The organism is Salinilacihabitans rarus, assembly GCF_024296665.1.
Lineage (GTDB): Archaea > Halobacteriota > Halobacteria > Halobacteriales > Natrialbaceae > Salinilacihabitans > Salinilacihabitans rarus.
In genome coordinates this window covers 3245362-3262959 of sequence record NZ_CP100762.1, presented here as the reverse complement: position 1 = coordinate 3262959, position 17598 = coordinate 3245362, and the positions used below count along the sequence as shown (strand labels likewise).

General features: G+C 71.0%; 15 protein-coding genes and 1 other RNA gene. 11 read left to right on the top strand and 5 right to left on the bottom strand.

Going from position 1 to position 17598, the window contains the following annotated elements; genetic code table 11:
- Positions 1-107: 107 nt before the first annotated feature.
- Positions 108-1250, bottom strand: coding sequence for an AI-2E family transporter (locus NKG98_RS17180; protein ID WP_254767354.1), 1143 nt, complete (start codon positions 1248-1250; stop codon positions 108-110).
- Between the two features lie 118 nt (positions 1251-1368).
- On the opposite strand from NKG98_RS17180, the gene ffs reads away from it, so the two are divergent.
- Positions 1369-1680, top strand: an RNA gene (gene ffs, locus NKG98_RS17175) — signal recognition particle sRNA.
- A 110-nt stretch (positions 1681-1790) separates the two neighbouring features.
- Here ffs and NKG98_RS17170 read toward each other — a convergent pair.
- Complete coding sequence (locus NKG98_RS17170) at positions 1791-2039, bottom strand: YhbY family RNA-binding protein (RefSeq protein WP_254767353.1); 249 nt, start codon at positions 2037-2039, stop codon at positions 1791-1793.
- Between the two features lie 52 nt (positions 2040-2091).
- Positions 2092-2370, bottom strand: coding sequence for a ribonuclease P protein component 4 (locus NKG98_RS17165; protein ID WP_254767352.1), 279 nt, complete (start codon positions 2368-2370; stop codon positions 2092-2094).
- Positions 2371-2468: 98 nt separating this feature from the next.
- Here NKG98_RS17165 and NKG98_RS17160 point away from each other — a divergent pair, with 98 nt between their 5' ends.
- From NKG98_RS17160 to NKG98_RS17145, 4 genes are all read left to right on the top strand, one after another.
- Positions 2469-3539 carry a glycosyltransferase family 4 protein gene (locus tag NKG98_RS17160; RefSeq protein ID WP_254767351.1) on the top strand — a complete coding sequence of 357 codons (1071 nt, stop codon included), beginning with the start codon at positions 2469-2471 and terminating at the stop codon, positions 3537-3539.
- Between the two features lie 90 nt (positions 3540-3629).
- Positions 3630-5393, top strand: coding sequence for an ABC transporter substrate-binding protein (locus NKG98_RS17155; RefSeq protein ID WP_254767350.1), 1764 nt, complete (start codon positions 3630-3632; stop codon positions 5391-5393).
- Between the two features lie 5 nt (positions 5394-5398).
- Positions 5399-6268, top strand: a complete 870-nt coding sequence (locus tag NKG98_RS17150; RefSeq protein ID WP_254769493.1) for a phosphatase PAP2 family protein — start codon at positions 5399-5401, stop codon at positions 6266-6268.
- Between the two features lie 43 nt (positions 6269-6311).
- Complete coding sequence (locus NKG98_RS17145; protein WP_254767349.1) at positions 6312-7454, top strand: glycosyltransferase; 1143 nt, start codon at positions 6312-6314, stop codon at positions 7452-7454.
- Between the two features lies 1 nt (position 7455).
- Here the strand turns inward: NKG98_RS17145 and NKG98_RS17140 are convergent, their stop codons facing one another.
- A complete protein-coding gene (locus tag NKG98_RS17140) occupies positions 7456-7836 on the bottom strand; it encodes a hypothetical protein (RefSeq protein WP_254767348.1) in 381 nt (126 codons plus the stop codon).
- Positions 7837-7877: 41 nt separating this feature from the next.
- Complete coding sequence (locus tag NKG98_RS17135; protein ID WP_254767347.1) at positions 7878-8636, bottom strand: DUF2797 domain-containing protein; 759 nt, start codon at positions 8634-8636, stop codon at positions 7878-7880.
- Between the two features lie 235 nt (positions 8637-8871).
- Between NKG98_RS17135 and NKG98_RS17130 the strand changes: the two genes are divergently transcribed.
- From NKG98_RS17130 to NKG98_RS17105, 6 genes are all read left to right on the top strand, one after another.
- Positions 8872-10014, top strand: coding sequence for a S8 family peptidase (locus NKG98_RS17130; RefSeq protein ID WP_425504357.1), 1143 nt, complete (start codon positions 8872-8874; stop codon positions 10012-10014).
- Between the two features lie 197 nt (positions 10015-10211).
- Positions 10212-10544 carry a BsuPI-related putative proteinase inhibitor gene (locus NKG98_RS17125; RefSeq protein ID WP_254767345.1) on the top strand — a complete coding sequence of 111 codons (333 nt, stop codon included), beginning with the start codon at positions 10212-10214 and terminating at the stop codon, positions 10542-10544.
- 72 nt (positions 10545-10616) lie between these two features.
- Positions 10617-12596, top strand: coding sequence for an acetate--CoA ligase (acs, locus tag NKG98_RS17120; RefSeq protein ID WP_254767344.1), 1980 nt, complete (start codon positions 10617-10619; stop codon positions 12594-12596).
- A 151-nt stretch (positions 12597-12747) separates the two neighbouring features.
- Positions 12748-14901: a bacterio-opsin activator domain-containing protein gene (locus NKG98_RS17115; RefSeq protein ID WP_254767343.1), complete on the top strand. Its 2154-nt coding sequence runs from the start codon at positions 12748-12750 to the stop codon at positions 14899-14901.
- 245 nt (positions 14902-15146) lie between these two features.
- On the top strand, positions 15147-17123 hold the full coding sequence (gene acs, locus NKG98_RS17110; RefSeq protein ID WP_254767342.1) for an acetate--CoA ligase: 1977 nt from the start codon (positions 15147-15149) through the stop codon (positions 17121-17123).
- 61 nt (positions 17124-17184) lie between these two features.
- Entirely contained in the window at positions 17185-17595 is a 411-nt protein-coding gene (locus NKG98_RS17105; RefSeq protein ID WP_254767341.1) for a DUF4212 domain-containing protein, read from the top strand.
- Positions 17596-17598: the final 3 nt, after the last annotated feature.

Genomic DNA, 17598 nt, shown 5'->3' with positions numbered 1-17598 from the left:
CCGCGTACGGGCTCCCGGGCGCCGCCGAACCCGAACCGCCCAGCGTCACCTGCGGGGACGTCGGCGGCGTCGGCTCCGCCCTCGAACGCGCCGAGGGCGAGAGCTGATCAGCGTCCCTCCGGCTCCCCGTCGGACTCCGGGGCGTCCGGCGACTCCGCCATTCGCGGCCCGTCCGGCGACTCGGCCGCGGACGTCTCCGCTTCGGCCGGCGCTTCCGCGTTCGGCGCCTCCCGGGCGTACAGTTCGAGCAGCGTCTTGAGCGTCCCGAGGACGATCGGGCCGAAGAACAGCCCCATCACGCCGGCGACGGCGACGCCGCCGAAGATGCCGAGGATGACGACCGCGACGCTGAGGCTGGCGCCGCGGCCGACGGTGATCGGCCGGAGGACGTTGTCCGAGAGGCTCACGATGACCGCGCCGTAGGCGAACAGCAACGCGCCGGCGACCGGCCGGCCGACGAGCAGCAGGTACAGCGACGTCGGCGCCCAGACGAGCGAGGCCCCGACCAGCGGTAGCAGCGAGACGACGAACGTGAGGATGCCGAAGAAGGCCAGCCCGGAGACGCCGACGAGCGCCAGCCCGATCACCGTCAGCAGCGCCTGTACGCCCGCGACGAGGACGTTGGCGACGATCGCGACGTACATGAGTCGGTCGACCCGGCGGAACAGATCCGCGCGAACCGCGGGCCGCAGCGGCAGCACCGAGCCGAGCCAGTCGACGAACCGGTCGCCGTCGCGCAACAGCGAGTAGAGCACGAACAACAGCACCGTCAGCCCGATCAGGAACTCGGGGACGCCGCCGACGATCCCCGCCGCCTCGTTGGTCAGACCCTGGAGGACGGTGCCGATGGGCTCTCTAAGCTGTCCGTACAGTTCCTGGAGGTCGACCTCGAGGCCGAACTCGCCGAGTCGGCGCTCGACCTCCTCGACGCCGAGGTCGCCGGCCGCGACGGCGTCCGCGATTTCGAGGCCCTGTTCGATCGCGGCCGCGAGGATGACCGCCACCGGGATCAGGATCGCGACGGTCCCCAGCGCGAGCACGATCACGGCCGTGACGGTGCGGCCGAACCGCGGTTCGAGCCGACGCTGCAGCGGGTAGAGGACGTACGCGAGGACGATCGCCGCCAGCACGTACTGGAGGTACGGCAGCACGACGAGCGCCGCGAACAGGCCGACGACGAGCGCGAGCAGGCCGAGCCAGCGGCGGTCGGTCGCGCTCGTGGCCCGCCCGGGTGGGGCCTCCTGTGACATCGCACGCCACTACGTCGACGACGGGTAAGGTTCTGTGGTCGCGGCGGCGACCGGGTCCGATCCGGGTCGCGGATCGCGGGAGAGACGAAAGGCCCTTAAGTAGCGGTCGACTACCCCGAAGTGGACTAGGTCGGGCAGTTAGGCCCTGCTCGAAACCCGCAGTATGGCCTTCAGCGGGGACCGAAACCCGCGGGCGTCCGGTCAGACCGGCCGGGGCCCCGGGAGCCAACGGAGAAGCCTCGTCCGTCGGGGACAGCGGTCCGCGGTGGCCGTCCGCAGGGACGCCCCATCGCGGTTAACCGGCGACAGCCCATCAGGCGCGGAAGCGAGCAGTGGACCGCCGGACACCTGTCGCTCGACGGGTCGCGGGGTGGAGGAGGCAACCGGGACTCCCCCGGTCGGAACGCCGGGCAACCGCGGGCGTCCACACTCATACCGCATTTCTTCCCTCGCGAGCGGCGGCGCCGTGTGCCTCGCTCGCGTGGAAAAGGTCCGATGCCGGCCATCGAGACGAGGAAGCTCTCGAAGCCGACGCCGCCGTCATCGGTACAGCACTGCCGTGTGTCCGCGCGTCTCGATCAACTCGGCGTTCACGCGCTCGGCGAGGTCCGCGGCCTTCTCCTCGGTCGACCCGCCGGCCCGGGCCGCCCGGAGGAACTTCACCTTCACGAGGTCCGCGTTCGACAACTGATCGTCGAGTTCGTCCACGACGGCCTCGACGCCGCTCTTGCCGACCCAGACGGTGACGTCGAGGTCGTGTGCGCGCCGCTTGAGTTCCTGTCTGTCCATGGGCGGGGTACTCGTGCGAGGCGTTTGAATGTTCTCGAATCGGAACCCGCGATCAGTCCTCGTATGGATAACGAGCCTGCGCGCCGCAGTCGCAGGTGACGACGACGTGGCCGTCGCGCAGGCGCACCCGGGCGTTCTTCCCCGGGCGGAGGTAGGCGTCGCAGGCGTCGCAGGTGAACCGCCTGAACGCCCGGGGCAGCGCGAGGCGGTTGCGCTCGGCGACGCGGCGGGCAAGCCGGACGTAGTAGCGCGCCCGGTCGTCCTCGCAGTCGGCGGCGGCCGCGCGAGCGAGGGCGTGGAGGCGTTCGATCCGCTCGGCGGCGATTCCCATGCCTCACCGTTGCCCCGGCCGGCCTATTGGCCTTGCGTTCCGTCCCGCACGGCGCGAGCCGTCCCGGAGGCTTTGGCCGCGCCCGTGGAGGTGCGGACGTGCGCGTCCTCCACTACCTCGAATGCCCCCGGTTGCTCCGGCACAGCGGCATCGGGACGGCCGCCGACCACCAGCGGACGGCGCTGTCGCGTCTCGGGGAGCGAGGGGTCGACGTCTCGGTAGCAACCGGACCGCTGGCCGGCCCGCCGCGACGGGTCCCCGCCCGCCTCGCCCGCGGCGACGGGGCCGTCGTCGACTACGATCTGGCCCACTGCAACACCGTCGGCCCCGGATCGCTCGTCGTCGCCCGCCACGCGCGACTGACGGGGCGGCCGCTGGTGGTACACGCCCACGTCACGCGCGAGGATTTCCGCGGGAGCTTCCGGGGCTCGAACCGGCTCGCGGGGCCGCTCGGCCGGTACCTGCGGCGCTTCTACTCGCAGGCCGACCTCGTGCTCTGTCCGAGCGAGCACACGAAGCGGCTGCTCGACGGCTACCCCGTCGAGGCACCCGTCGAGACGGTGACCAACGGCGTCGACCTCGACGCGCTCGCGGGCTACGAGCGGTTCCGCGAGCCCTACCGGGAGCGGTACGATCTGGAGGGCGTCGTCGTCTTCACCGTCGGGAACGTCTTCGAGCGCAAGGGGCTGTCGACGTTCTGTCGGCTCGCCCGGCACGGCGACCGCGAGTTCGTCTGGTTCGGCCCCTTCGACCACGGACCGCTGACGAGCCCCACGGTCCGTCGCTGGACGCGACATCCGCCCGCCAACGTCACCTTCACCGGCTGGGTCGAGAACCGCCGCGGCGCGTTCGCCGCCGGCGACGTCTTCCTCTTCCCGACGCGGGCGGAGAATCAGGGCATCGCCGTCCTCGAAGCGATGGCCTGCCGGAAGCCGGTCGTCCTCCGTGACCTGCCGGTGTTCGAGGAGTTCTTCACCGACGGCGTCGACTGTCTCACCTGCGCGAGCGAACGCGAGTTCCGCGAGGCGCTCGATCGGCTGGCCGCCGACCCCGGCCTGCGGCGACGGCTGGGCGAGCGAGCCCGCGAGACCGCCGAGCGCCACCGTCTCGAAGTCGTCGGCGAGGGGCTAGTCGAGCGGTACCGCCGCCTGCTCGACCGATCGCGATGACCGTCGCGAATCGCCCGGTAGCGGCCGGCGTCGGCCGTCGCGGTGCGTAATACTGTTATATCACCACCGGCGAACTGTGGGAGAGAACTCATGAACGGACGCCCGGCCGACCCGGACGACGGGACCAGCAGGCGGTCGGTACTGGCGGGCGCGACCGCCGGGCTGGCGGCGACCGCCGGCTGTCTCCGGCGGGTTCGCAGCGCGGCCAACCGCGACCGGCTGTCGAAGCTCTCGCTGTCGATCGTGACCCTCCCCGCCGACGGCGACCGGCAGGCGGTCCGGATCGCGCGCCGTCTCGCCGCGGCCCTCGAAGCGGTCGGGATCGGCGCCAGCATCGAGTTCCGCTCGAACGAGGAGTTCCTCCGGACGGTGCTGATAAACGGCGACTTCGACTGCTACGTCGGCGTCCACCCCGGCGGGACCGACCCGGCGTACCTCTACGAGACCCTGCACTCTCGCTACGCCGCGGAGGCGGGCTGGCAGAACCCGTTCGGCTACGCCGACGTGGACCTCGACGAGCGCCTCGAACGCGCCCGTCTCGCCGAGGGCGCCGACCGCCGGGCGGCCGTCGGGGACGTCCTCGAAACGGTCGCCCGCGAGCAGCCGTTCGTCCCGCTCTGTGCGCCGGACGAGGTCCGCCTCGCCCGGGCCGACCGCTACGACGGCTGGGGCGAGGACCACCCCGCGAGCCGGCTGGGCTACCTCGGCCTCGACCCGACCGCCGACGGCGCCGCGGCCGACCTCCACGCGACGGTGATGGACCCCCGCCCGTCCCAGAACGTCAACCCGCTGGCGGCGGAGTACCGCAACCGGGGAACGATCGTCGACCTGCTGTACGACTCGCTGGCGACCGACGACGGCGGCGACCTCGTGCCGTGGCTCGCCGCGGACTGGGAGTGGGACGGTCGGTCGGCGACGGTGACCCTGCGCGAGGATCTGCGCTTTCACGACGGCGAACCGCTGACGGCCGCCGACGTGGCGTTCACCTACCGGTTCCTCGAAGACACCTCGCTCGGCCGGGCCGACGTCGGCGCCCCCGCACCCATCTACCGCGGGGCGGCCGAAGCCGTCGAGCGCGTCGAGGTCCACGACGACCGGGCGTGTACCCTCCACGTGACCGCAAGCCACGAGGTCGGCGAGCGGGCGTTTACCGTGCCGATCCTGCCGAAACACGTCTGGGCGGAGCGGGCCGACCCCGCGACCGTCCCCGGCGTCGAAATCGCCGCGGGGACGACCGAAGCCGTCGTCGTCGACAACGTGCCCGCGGTCGGCAGCGGCCCCTACCGGTTCGCCGGCCGGGCCGAGCGCGACCACCTCGCCCTCCGGCGCTACGACGACCACTTCACCCTGCGGCCGGCCGTCGACCTCCCCGAACCGACCGTCGAGGAACTGCGCTTTCTGATCGACCCGCGAAGCACCTCCGCCATCGAGCGCATCGAGAGCGGGGAAGCCGACTTCACCGCCACGCCGCTGGAAGCGTACACGATCGAGAGCGTCCCCGAGGCCCCCGAACTGACCCTGATCGAATCGCCGTCGCCGACGTTCTACCACGTCGGGTTCAACGTCCGCGTCGACCCGCTGGGCAACCCCTACTTCCGGCGGGCGGTCGCGCGCCTGCTCGACAAGGCGTGGCTCGCGGAGACGGTGTTCGAGGGGTACGCGACGCCGATCGCGACGCCGCTGGACGCGACGGCCGGAGGCGAGTGGGTGCCCGAGGGCCTCGCGTGGGACGGCCGGGACCCCGAAGTGCCGTTCTTCGGGACCGACGGCGACCTCGACGTCGGGGCGGCGCGAGCCGCCTTCGAGAACGCCGGCTTCGTCTACGACGGCGACGAACTGGTGGTGAGGGAGTGATGTCGGTGCTCGAACGCACGCTCCTCCGCCTCGCGGTCGTCATCGGCCTCGGACTGGCCGTCGCCACCGCCGCCGTCGTCGGCCGCGAGCGGCTGGCCCGGACGGCCGCCGAGTGGCGCACCCGCGTCCGCGACGCCGCCCCGATCACGGCCGTCCTCGTCGCGGTGTTGCTGTTCAACGGCATCGCCCGCACCGCCGTCCCGGAGGTCTCCTGGATGCTCGACTGGAACCTGACGTGGTGGATCTACGAGGTCGAGGGCGCGTTCGTCGTCTGGCTGCAGGCGCGGGCGACGCCCGCGGTGACGGCGTACTTCTCGTACGTCTACATCTACGGCTACGTCTTCCTGCTCGTCTTCCCCGTCGTCGCCTACGCCGCGCTGTCGAACACCCGGCCGCTGCGCGAGTTGCTGGCCGCGTACACGCTCAACTACGCCCTCGGCCTCGTGCTGTACGTCTTCGTGATCGCCTACGGGCCGCGCAACGTGATGCCCGAACTCGTCGACGCCTTGCTGTACGACACCTTCCCGGAGTACCAACTCGTCACGCGCGAGGTCAACCGCAACACGAACGTCTTCCCGTCGCTGCACGCCTCGCTCTCGTTTACCGTCGCCGCCCTCGCCTACCGCACGCGGCGGGTCTACCCGGCGTGGCTGCCGGTCGCCGCCGCCCTCGCGATCAGCGTCGCCGTCTCGACGATGTACCTCGGCATCCACTGGGCGATCGACGTGGTCGCGGGCGTCGGCCTCGCGTACGTCTCCGTCGCCCTCGCGACCCGGCTGGTGGGGCGCTGGTCGGTCTGGGACGCCGTCGACGACCGCGTGAGCGTCCCCGACGGCCTCTCGGAGCGGTCGCCGTTCCGCCGGCGGGAAGAGTGATCGGGCCGATTACTTAACTGACCGGCCGGGGTGGCCCACGACGATGGTCGAGCGCGTCGTCGCGTTCACGGACACGTACCTCCCGACGGTCAACGGCGTGACCTACGCGGTCAGGGCGTGGCGCGACCGCTGGCTCCGCCGTGGCGGCCGGATGGACGTCGTCTTCCCCGCCGGCGACCACGACCCCGACCGGTTCGAACACCCCGTCGGCAGCGTCGCCCTGCCGTTCTACGACGGCTACCGGCTGGGCGGGCCGCGGCTCCCGGACGCGGTCGCGGCCGACGCGGACGCGGTCGACGTCGTCCACGCTCACACCCCCTTCGCGGTCGGCCTCGCGGCGCTGCGCCTCGCCCGGCGGGCGGGCGCGCCGCTGGTCGCCACCTACCACACGCCCGCGCCGGCGTACGTCCGCTACCTCGCGCCGACCGACCGCCTCGCCGCCGCGCTGGGCCGGGCTACCGACGCCTACGAGCGGTGGTTCTACGGCCGCGCCGACCTCGTGCTCGCGCCGACGCGGACGACCCGCCGTCACCTCCGCGAGCGGGTCGCCCTCGACGCACCCGTCCGCGTCGTCTCGAACGGCGTCGACCTCGAACGCTTCCGGCCCGTCGACGCGACGGCGTTCCGCGAGCGCTACGGCCTCGACGCGCCCGTCGTCGGCTACACGGGGCGACACGGCCACGAGAAGAACCTCGGGGAGTTACTGGAGGCGGTCGCCGGCCTCGACGACGTCACGCTCGTCCTCGGCGGCGACGGGCCGGCCCGCGACCGCCTCGAACGGCGGGCGGCCGGCCTCGGGGTCGACGCCCGCTTTCTCGGCTTTCGCGACCGATCCGAACTGCCGGAACTGTACGCCGCGCTCGACGCCTTCGCCCACCCGAGTCCGGTCGAGACCCAGGGGCTCGTGGCGCTCGAATCGATCGCCTGTGGCACTCCCGTCGTCGCCGTCGACGCCGGCGCGCTCGCCGAGACCGTCGACGAGGGGGCGACGGGCTACCGCTACCGGCCCGGCGACGTCGGCGCGTTCCGGGCGGCGATCCGGCGGACCCTCGCCGAACGCGGCGCGCTCGAACGGGGCTGTCTCGCCGCCCGGGAACGCCTCGGCCTCGACCGCTCGCTCGACCGGGCGCAGCGGCTCTACGAGGCGGTGTGTGACCGCGAGCGCGCGGCCGTCGAAGAACCGTGAGTTACTCGTCTTCGAGCGCGTCGGCGATGCGGTTGAGCGCGCGGGTCTGGTCGCGCAGTTCGTCGCGGAGTTGACGGACCTCGCGGACGAGTTCCTCGTTGCCGACGCTCTCGCCGCGGGCGCCGCCCGGACCGCCCGGACCGCCCGGACCGCCGCCCATCATGCCGCCCATCATCTGGGCGAACGGGTTGCCGCCCATCCCGCCGGGGCCGCCACCGCCGCCGCCGAACGGGCTCTCGGGGGCCTCGCCCTCCTCGGCCTCCTCAGCGCGCCGCTCGCGGATCTCCTCGACCCGCTCGCGGAAGGACTTCTCCTCGGCCTCGTCGCCGTTCTCGCCCGCCTCGCCGTTCTCGCCGGCGTCGGGGTCGTTCTCGTCTGCCATGTCACCGGCTTCACCCCGGTGCCGGAAAAGGGTTGTTATGACTATTCGAAGGAGGTCAGCGACGACTGCAGCCGTCGGCTCGACGATCCGGCCGCGAGTTCGTAGCCGACGAGGTCGCGCATGTCGACCGCGTAGGTGGTCCCCCCGCGTTCGAGGACGAGCAGGCGGCCCTTGACGCCGACGACGGTGCCGGTCGCGAGCGTCTCGCCTACCGGCCGCGAGTCGAGGTCCAGCCCGTAGTCGAACGCGTAGCGGTCGATCACGTCGAACTCCGCGAGCACGGACTCCCAGGCGTCGCGGTCGACGTCGGCCGCGAGCGCGCCAACCTTCGCGTCGGTCCGGACGCGGTCGACCAGCCGCGTCGCGACGTCGGCCTCGATCTCGCGGGCGATCCGGCCGTTCGAGACGGTGTGGACGTGTGCGGCGCGGTCGGCGCCCTGCTCGCGCAGGCGGGTCTCAAGCCGCCAGGCGCGGGTGACGCCCACCTTGAACGTCTCCGGCGCGAACGCGGCGAGGTAGACGGCGTGGTCCTCGTAGCAGTCCATCTCGTCTTTCAGACAGGTGCCGGTACACCGCGCGCAGACCCACGTGCTCGCGTGGTACTCGCAGTACGGCGCCGCCGAGCGGTCGCACGCGTGATGGACGTCGCCGTCGAGCGCGCCGGCACAGCGGCGCGTCCCCAGCGCGTAGGAGAGCGCCTCGCCCGGGTCGAGCCGGCGGCGGACGACCTCGCCGCCGTCGCCGTCGCTCAACAGCAGCGACGAGCCGGTTCCGCTGGGTTCGTAGCCGACGATCTGCACGCGCCGGGGTACGCGGGGCGGCGGGATAGGCGTACCGTTCCGGCCGAGGGGTCGGCTGCCGGGGCGCGCTTTCGCCGGGGAGCGACCGGTCGAAAACCCAATTGTCAGCTACGTTATTCGAGCGCTCACGATCCGTGGTCGAAATCCGGTAGATAGTCACGAAATCTTGACTATCCGATGATATCAACACACAGCAAAAATGTTTAATTGTTTTTAGCTATCACCGTTGGCTGGGATGTCAGAGAACCCCACACCGAGCAGACGTAGCGTGCTGAAAGCGACCGTCGGCGCCGTCGCCGGGAACGCGGTCGTCGGTCTGGCGGCCGCCGACCCGGACGAGACGGTCGAGGTGAACGTCGGGTTCGCCGCCGACAGCGGCCGGGCCGCGGCCATCGAGGCCGCCTCGGAGGTCGTCCGCGAGTTCGCGTTCGACGCGCTGACGATCCGGGCGGCGAAGCGCTCGATCGACGGCCTCCGGCGGAACCCGAACGTCCGCTACGTCGAGGAGAACGGCACGATGCACGCACTGGCGCAGACGACGCCGTGGGGCATCGACCGCGTCGACGCGGACGTGGCCCACAGCAACGGCGAGACGGGGGCCGGCGCCGACATCGCGATTCTCGACACGGGCATCGACTCCGACCACCCGGACCTGCAGGCCAACCTGGGTTCGGGCACGGCGTTCGTGGAGTGCAAGGGCGGTCCGAGCATCTGCAGAGAGCCCTGGGACGACGACAACGAACACGGCACCCACTGTGCGGGGACCGCCGACGCCGTCGACAACAGCGAAGGTGTCGTCGGCGTCTCGACCGAGGCGACGCTGCACGCGGTCAAGGTCCTCGACAAGCGCGGCAGCGGGTCGTTCTCCGACATCGCGGCGGGCATCGAGTACGTCGCAGACCAGGGCTGGGACGTCGCCAGCCTCAGCCTCGGCGCGAGTTCCGGGTCACAGACGCTCAAAGACGCCGGCCAGTACGCCTACAACAACGGCGTGTTGCTCGTGGCCGCCGCGGGTAACGACGGCCCGTGTACGGACTGTGTCGGCTATCCCGCGGCCTACGAGGAGTTCGTCGCCGTCAGCGCGACGAGCGAGGACGACTCGCTGGCGTCTTTCTCCTCGACCGGCCCCGAAGTCGAGATCGCCGCGCCGGGCGAGGACGTCTACTCGACGATCCCCGGCGGCTACGACACGCTCTCGGGCACCTCGATGGCGTGTCCGCACGTCTCCGGTGCGGGCGGTCAGCTGATGGCCAACGGCTACACGAACACCGAAGCGCGCCAGCAACTGACGGACACGGCCGAAGACATCGGTCTCGCGGACAACGAACAGGGCAGCGGCCTGCTCGACGTCGCCGCGGCGCTCGGTCTCTCGAGTTAATCCGCCGCGAGTCACCCGTCCGACGGGCAGGCGATCCCAACCTTTAATTGTCGTTGGAAATAACCGTAGTTTGCGGCGAGGCATCGACCGGCGCGGTACCCCCCTCGCGCCGGTCGCGTACCCGCCTCCCGCCGTGGTGACGTTTTCGGCGGCCCGGCGGCGGGTGATATATACGACCGCACCGCGAACGTCGGGCCATGCCCCTCGAGGGAACGCTCGACGCGACTGTCGACGGCGACGCCCCCCGACTGCAGTTTTCGGTTACCAACGTCGGCGACGAGCCGGTCGAACTCCGTTTCCCGGACGCCTGCAAGGCCGAGTTCGTCGTCGAGGCCGACGACGAAGAGGTGTGGCGGTTCACCGAGGGCCGGATGTTCGCTCAGGTGCTGGGGTCGGAGACGCTCGACGCCGGCGAGACGGCGACCTACGAGGCCGACTGCGACGCGCTCGACCCCGGTCGGTACGTCGCCCGCGCCGAACTCCGGGCGCGCAACGAGGACTGCGAGGCCAGTACGACGCTCACGGTCTGAGCCGGATCGCCGGGCCGGCTTGCGAATCGGAGGAACGTTTATTCGTCTCACCTCCGTCGGTTCGGACGAGACATGGTCGACCGGAACGGGTGGGACGGAGAGGTCCCCGTCTCCGACGCATCGCCGCGCCGCCCCCCGGAGTCGTTCGTCGCGCAGGCGAACGTCGCCGACGAGGCCGTCCACGAGAAGTTCGCGGACGAGTGGCCGGCGTGCTGGGAGCGGGCGGCGGCGTTGCTCGACTGGGACGAGCCGTACGACACGGTGCTGGAGGACGACGACGCGCCGTTCTACCGGTGGTTCACCGGCGGGCGGCTGAACGCCGCCTACAACTGTCTGGACAGACACGTCGAGGGCGGCCGCAAGAACCACGCCGCCATCCGCTGGGAGGGCAAACGCGGGGAGTCGACGACGTACACCTACCGCGAACTGTACGTCGAGGTGAACGAACTCGCCGCCTCGCTGCGGGAACTCGGGGTCGAGGCGGACGACGTCGTCACCATCTACCTCCCGATGATCCCCGAGTTGCCGACCGCGATGCTCGCCTGCGCGCGCATCGGTGCCCCCCACTCCGTCGTGTTCGCCGGCCTCTCGGCGGACGCGCTCGCGACGCGGATGGACGCCGCCGACAGCGAGTACCTCGTCACCTGCGACGGCTACTACCGCCGCGGCGACGCGTTCAACCAGAAGGGGAAAGCCGACAACGCCCTCCTCGAACTCGACCAGGACGTCACGACGGTCGTCGTCGACCGCCTCGGCGAGGAACTCCCCCACGTCCTCGGCGCGAGCGAGTACGACTACCACGACCTGCTCGACGCCCACCGGGGCGAGACGGTCGACCCCGTCTCGCGTGCCGCCGAGGACATGCTCTTCCTGATGTACACCTCCGGCACCACGGGCCGACCGAAGGGCGTCGTCCACGCGACCGGGGGCTACCTGTCGTACGCGGCGTGGACGAGCCACGCCGTCTTGGACGTCAAGCCCGAGGACACCTACTGGTGTGCGGCGGACATCGGCTGGATCACCGGCCACTCCTACATCGTCTACGGCCCCCTCGCGCTCGGGACCACGACGCTGCTGTACGAGGGGACTCCCGACTACCCCGACCGCAACCGCCTCTGGGAGATCATCGAGCGAAACGCGGTCGACGTCTTCTACACGGCGCCGACGGCGATCCGCGCGTTCATGAAGTGGGGCGAAGAGTACCCCGACCGGCACGACCTCTCCTCGCTCCGGCTACTCGGCACCGTCGGCGAACCGATCAACCCCCGCGCCTGGGAGTGGTACCACGAGCACGTCGGCGGCGGCGAGTGTCCCATCGTCGACACCTGGTGGCAGACCGAGACCGGCGGCATCGCCATCTCGACGCTGCCGGGGGTCGACGACATGAAGCCGGGGGCGGCGGGGCCGGCCTTGCCCGGCGTCGACGCCCGCGTCGTCGACGGCGCCGGGGAGGCGGTCGACCCCGAGGAGGCGGGCTACCTCGCGCTCGCCCGGCCGTGGCCCGGCATGCTGCGGACGCTGTACGAGGGCGACGACCGGTTCGTCGACGAGTACTGGCGTCGGCTCTCCGACCCCGACGCCGACGAGTGGCGCTACTTCACCGGCGACGCCGCCCGGGTCGACGAGGACGGCTACGTCACGGTCCTCGGCCGGGTCGACGACGTGATCAACGTCTCCGGCCACCGCCTGAGCACGATGGAGGTCGAGAGCGCCATCGTCGAGGTCGAGGGCGTCGCCGAGGCCGCCGTCGTCGGCGCGACCGGCGGGAGCGATGGCACGGACACGGGCATCTTCGCCTACGTCAGCACCGAGCGCGACGCCGACGCCGCGGCGATCCGCGAGGCGATCCACGAGGCCATCGAGGACGCCATCGGACCGATCGCCCGGCCCGAGGAGGTCGTCTTCACGCCCGAACTGCCCAAGACCCGCTCGGGCAAGATCATGCGCCGCCTCCTGGCGGACGTCACCAACGGCGAGGAACTCGGCGACACCTCGGCGCTTCGCAACCCCGAAATCGTCGGCGAGTTGCAGGCGGCCATCCGGGAGGAGTGAGTTCGATTTCGCGAATCGGAGACTCGCGAAATCGAAGTGCGGGGACGAGACGGGGCCTCGGGACCACGCTCGCGCTGGGTGTACCGGCGAGCGGACGGGCCGGCGCGCCACGGCGGCACTATTATGTTCGCCCCCGCGGATACCCCGAAGCATGAGCGCGGAGACGGGGCGGGGCGAGCGGCTGACCGAGGCGGGGTACGAGGCGCTGCTCGACGCCGCCGAGACCTACCGCGAGGCGCTCGTCGTCCGCCTCTGTGCGGAAGTCGGCCTCCGTCCCGCGGAACTGTCGCGGCTGACCCCGGGCGCCGTCGACCGGGTCCGGACCGACCCGCCGCGGTATCTGCTGTGCGTGCCGGCGGCCGACGGGGACGAAATCGACCGCGCCGCCTACCTGCCGGCGCGGCTCGAACGCGAACTGCGCCGCTACGCGCGCAGCAACGGCGTCGGGGACGACGAACGGCTGTTCCCCGTGACGCCCCGGCGCCTCCAGATGCTGGTCGCCGAGGTGGCCGACCGCGCCGACGACCCCTCGCTCTCGTCGACCTCGACGAGCGACCTCCGGCGGTTCTTCGCCCGGCGGGCGCTCGCCGCCGACGTCAACCCCCGCGCGGTGAAAGCCGCCGGCGGCTGGCGGAGCTTCGAGGCGCTCGAAGCCTACCTGCCCGAACCGACCGACGAGGAGGTCGTCGACGCGTTCGCGGCCGCCGACCCGGAGACGGGCGCCGGCGCGGAGGCGAGCGCCGACGTCCCGTCCGGGGGCGTCGCCGACGCCGGCGTCGTGCGCTCGCTGCTCTCGGCGACCGACCGCTGCGCGCTGGTCCGCCTCGACGAGGACGGCTACGTCGACCGCTGGAACCGCAGCGCCGCGACCACCTTCGGCTACCGGGCCGGCGAGGTCGTCGGCACCCACGTCTCCGCCCTGTTCACCGACGAGGACGTCGACCGGGGCGTCCCCGAACGGCTGCTGGAGGCGGCACTCGACGGCCGCGGCGTCGAGGAGGACGGCTGGCTCGTCCGCAAGGACGGGTCGCGCTTTCGCGCGACCGAGGTCGTCACGCCGCTGCGCGGCGAGGCCGGCCGCCACCGGGGATTCGCGCTGTTCGTCTGCGACGTCACCGCCTTCCACGACCGCCTCGAATCCCTCCGCGAGGAGCACGCGGCCCTCGAACGCGCCCACGAGGTCGCCCGCCGGAGTCGCGCGGTCGCGACGGCGCTGTTCGAGGCCTCGACCCACGAGGAGGTCGAGACGGAGACGTGCGTCGCGCTGGCCGACGGCGACGCCTACGCGTTCGCCTGGATCGACCGGACGACCCTCTCGGGCGGGGCGCGCTCCTGGCGGGCGACCGCCGGCGTCTCGCCGGCGGAGGTCGAACGACTCGCCGACGCGCTCGACGACTCCGGCGACGACGGCGTCGCGGTCCGCGAGGAGGTCGAGGGCGTCGCGTTCGACGGGGCCGTCGCGTCGGTCCCGCTGGGCTACGGCGACACGGTCTACGGCACCCTCCACGTCGGGGCCGACCGCCCGGACGCGTTCGCCGACGACGAGCGCGAGTGGCTCGAGACGCTCGGCCGGCAGGTCGGCTACGCCGTCGCCGCCGTCCGGCGGCGCAACCTGCTGCTGTCGGACACGCTGGTCGAACTCGAGTTCGCCTGCCGGGACGGCCGCTCGTTCTTCGTCGACGCCTCCGCGCGCCTCGACTGCCGGTTCGAACTCGACTCGCTCGTCCCCGTCTCCGAGACGACCCAGCTCTACTACGTCCACCTCGAAGAAGCCCCGCCGGCGGAGGTCTTCGACCTCGCCGCCGAGGACCCCGGCATCGACGACTGCCGGCTGATCGAGACCTACGAGGACGGCTGGCGCGTCGAGTTCGTCGTCGAGGGCTCCTCGCCGACGCTGACGCTGACCGAGTACGGCGCGACCGTCGTCGAGATGACGGTCGCCGACGGCGAGGCGACGATCGCCGTCGAGTGTGCCGCCGACGCCGACCTCCGGACGCTCGTCGGCGGCCTCCGGTCGGCGTTCCCCGACTCCGAACTGCTCGGCAAACGCGAGGTCGAGCGGTCGGTCCAGACCGCCCGCGAGTTCCGCGAAGGCCTCGAAGATCGCCTGACCGACCGGCAGGAGGCCGCCCTGCGGGCGGCGTACTTCGGCGGCTACTACGACTGGCCCCGCGAGAGCACCGCCGAGGAGATCGCCGACGCGATGGGGATCACCTCGCCGACGCTCCACAGCCACCTCCGGAAGGGCCAGCGCGAACTCCTCCGGACGTTCTTCGACGCCCCGCCCGCCGAGGATCGCCAGTAGTCTCTCGCGTCGACGCGGTGAAACTAAGCATCTAGAAGGCCGGCCCGCCGCGACCGCGCTCGGCGGCCGAAACCCGGGTCCGACCCGTCCGCGACGGCCCACCCGGGGGCCGCCGTAGGCGAGCCGAACGAATTATTCCATTTAGAATACGCAAAAGTAATCATCATAGTATAGGAAATTATCGCTCGTTTTGTACACCTAGATCCGGTGTTTACCATGGTTATCCAACATTGATTCTCTGTACCATGACACGGGAAAATGCTGGCCTGGAGGCGAGACTCGCAGAACAGGAGTCGTTCGAGCCACCGGAGTCGTTCGTCGAGCAGGCGAACGTCGCCGACGAGGGCATCTACGACGAGTTCGAGGAGAACTGGCCGGCGTGCTGGGAGCAGGCGGCCGACCTGCTCGACTGGGACGAGCCGTACGATACGGTGCTGGAGGACGACGACGCGCCGTTCTACGAGTGGTTCACCGGCGGGCGGCTGAACGCCTCGGCGAACTGCCTCGACAGACACGTCGAGAACGGCGCGAAGAACCGCGCGGCGATCAAGTGGGAGGGCGAACTCGGCGAGACGCGCACGTACACGTACGGGGACCTCCTGTACGAGGTCGAGGCGTTCGCGGCCGCGCTCCGGGACCTCGGCGTCGAGGAGGACGACGTCGTCACGCTGTACATGCCGATGATCCCCGAGTTGCCGATCGCGATGCTCGCCTGCGCGCGCATCGGCGCTCCCCACTCCGTCGTGTTCGCGGGCTTCTCCGCGGACGCGCTCGCGACGCGGATGAACGCCGCCGACAGCGAGTACCTCGTCACCTGCGACGGCTACTACCGCCGCGGCGACGCGCTCGACCACCTCTCGAAGGCCAACGAGGGCCTCGGCGACGTCGAGCACGAGGTCGAGGACGTCGTGGTCGTCGACCGTCTCGGCGACGCGATGGACCACGACCTCGCGGGGAACCAGCACGACTACGGCGACCTCGTCGACGCTCACCGGGGCGAAACGGTCGACCCCGTCTCGCGCGACGCCGAGGACATGCTGTTCCTGATGTACACGTCGGGGACGACGGGCCAGCCCAAGGGGGTCAAGCACACCACGGGCGGCTATCTGGCGTACACGGCGTGGACCTCCCACGCGGTGCTCGACGTCAAGCCCGAGGACACCTACTGGTGTGCGGCGGACATCGGCTGGATCACCGGCCACTCCTACATCGTCTACGGCCCCCTCGCGCTCGGGACGACCACCCTCATGTACGAGGGGACGCCGGACTACCCCGAGAAGGACCGCATGTGGGAACTCGTGGAGAAGAACGACGTGGACATCTTCTACACGGCGCCGACGGCGATCCGCGCGTTCATGAAGTGGGGGACGGAGTACCCCGACCGACACGATCTCTCGTCGCTGCGCCTGCTGGGGACGGTCGGCGAACCGATCAACCCGCGGGCGTGGAAGTGGTACTACGAGCACATCGGCGGCGGCGAGTGTCCCATCGTCGACACCTGGTGGCAGACCGAGACCGGCGGCATGATGGTCACCACGCTACCCGGAATCAACACGATGAAGCCGGGGTCGGCGGGCCCGCCGCTGCCGGGCATCGACGCCCGCGTCGTCGACGCCCAGGGCGAGACGGTCGAGGCCGGGAACGCCGGCTACCTCACCGTCCAGAAGCCGTGGCCGGGGATGCTCCGGACGCTCTACAACAACGACGAGCGGTTCCTCAACGAGTACTGGCGCGAGTACTCCGACGAGGAGGCCGACGAGTGGGTCTACTTCCCCGAGGACGGCGCCAAGATCGACGAGGACGGCTTCATCACCGTGCTCGGCCGGGTCGACGACGTGATCAACGTCTCCGGCCACCGCCTCGGGACGATGGAGATCGAGTCGGCCATCGTCGGCACCGAGGGCGTCGCCGAGGCCGCCGTCGTCGGCGGCGACCACGAGATCAAAGGCGAGGCCGTCTACGCCTACGTCATCCCCGAGGACGGCTACGAGGGCGGCGACGACCTCGAGGCCGCGATCGTCGAGGGCGTCGAGGACGCCATCGGACCGATCGCCCGGCCCGAGGAGGTCGTCTTCACGCCCGAACTGCCCAAGACCCGCTCGGGCAAGATCATGCGCCGCCTGCTCGAAGACATCGCCAGCGACAACGAACTCGGTGACACGTCGACGCTTCGCAACCCCGAGATCGTAGACGAAATCGCCGCGGAGGTCCAGGGGAACTAGCCCCCGGGTCGTTTTTGCACGTGACTCAGTGACCGGCCGCGGACCAAACGTATCAGAAATAATGACAGACAATACCACCCACGAATCCGACGGCGAACGCGCCGTCGAGACGGACGGAGGCGTACAGACCGCAGACTACCTGAACGCGGAGATAAACATGTTCAAGCCCGCGACCCCGTTCATGCGGGATCACCTGAAGGTGATCTGGGGCTTCTTCGCGATCTGGGCCCTGTTCGTGTTCGGCCCCGTGACCGCCGCCGCGGTCGCGCCGGAGGTCATGACCGAAACCGAGGTGCTTGGCGGCTATCCGCTGCACTTCTTCCTGACGGCGCTGGTCGCGCCGGCCGGGGCGCTCGCCCTCTCGGCGGCGTACGCCTGGCAGCGCGACCGCCTCGACGAGAAGTACGGCATCAGCCACGAAGGGGAAGCCGAGTCGAGCGGCGCGATGGCCGCCGACGGAGGTGAACAATGATAG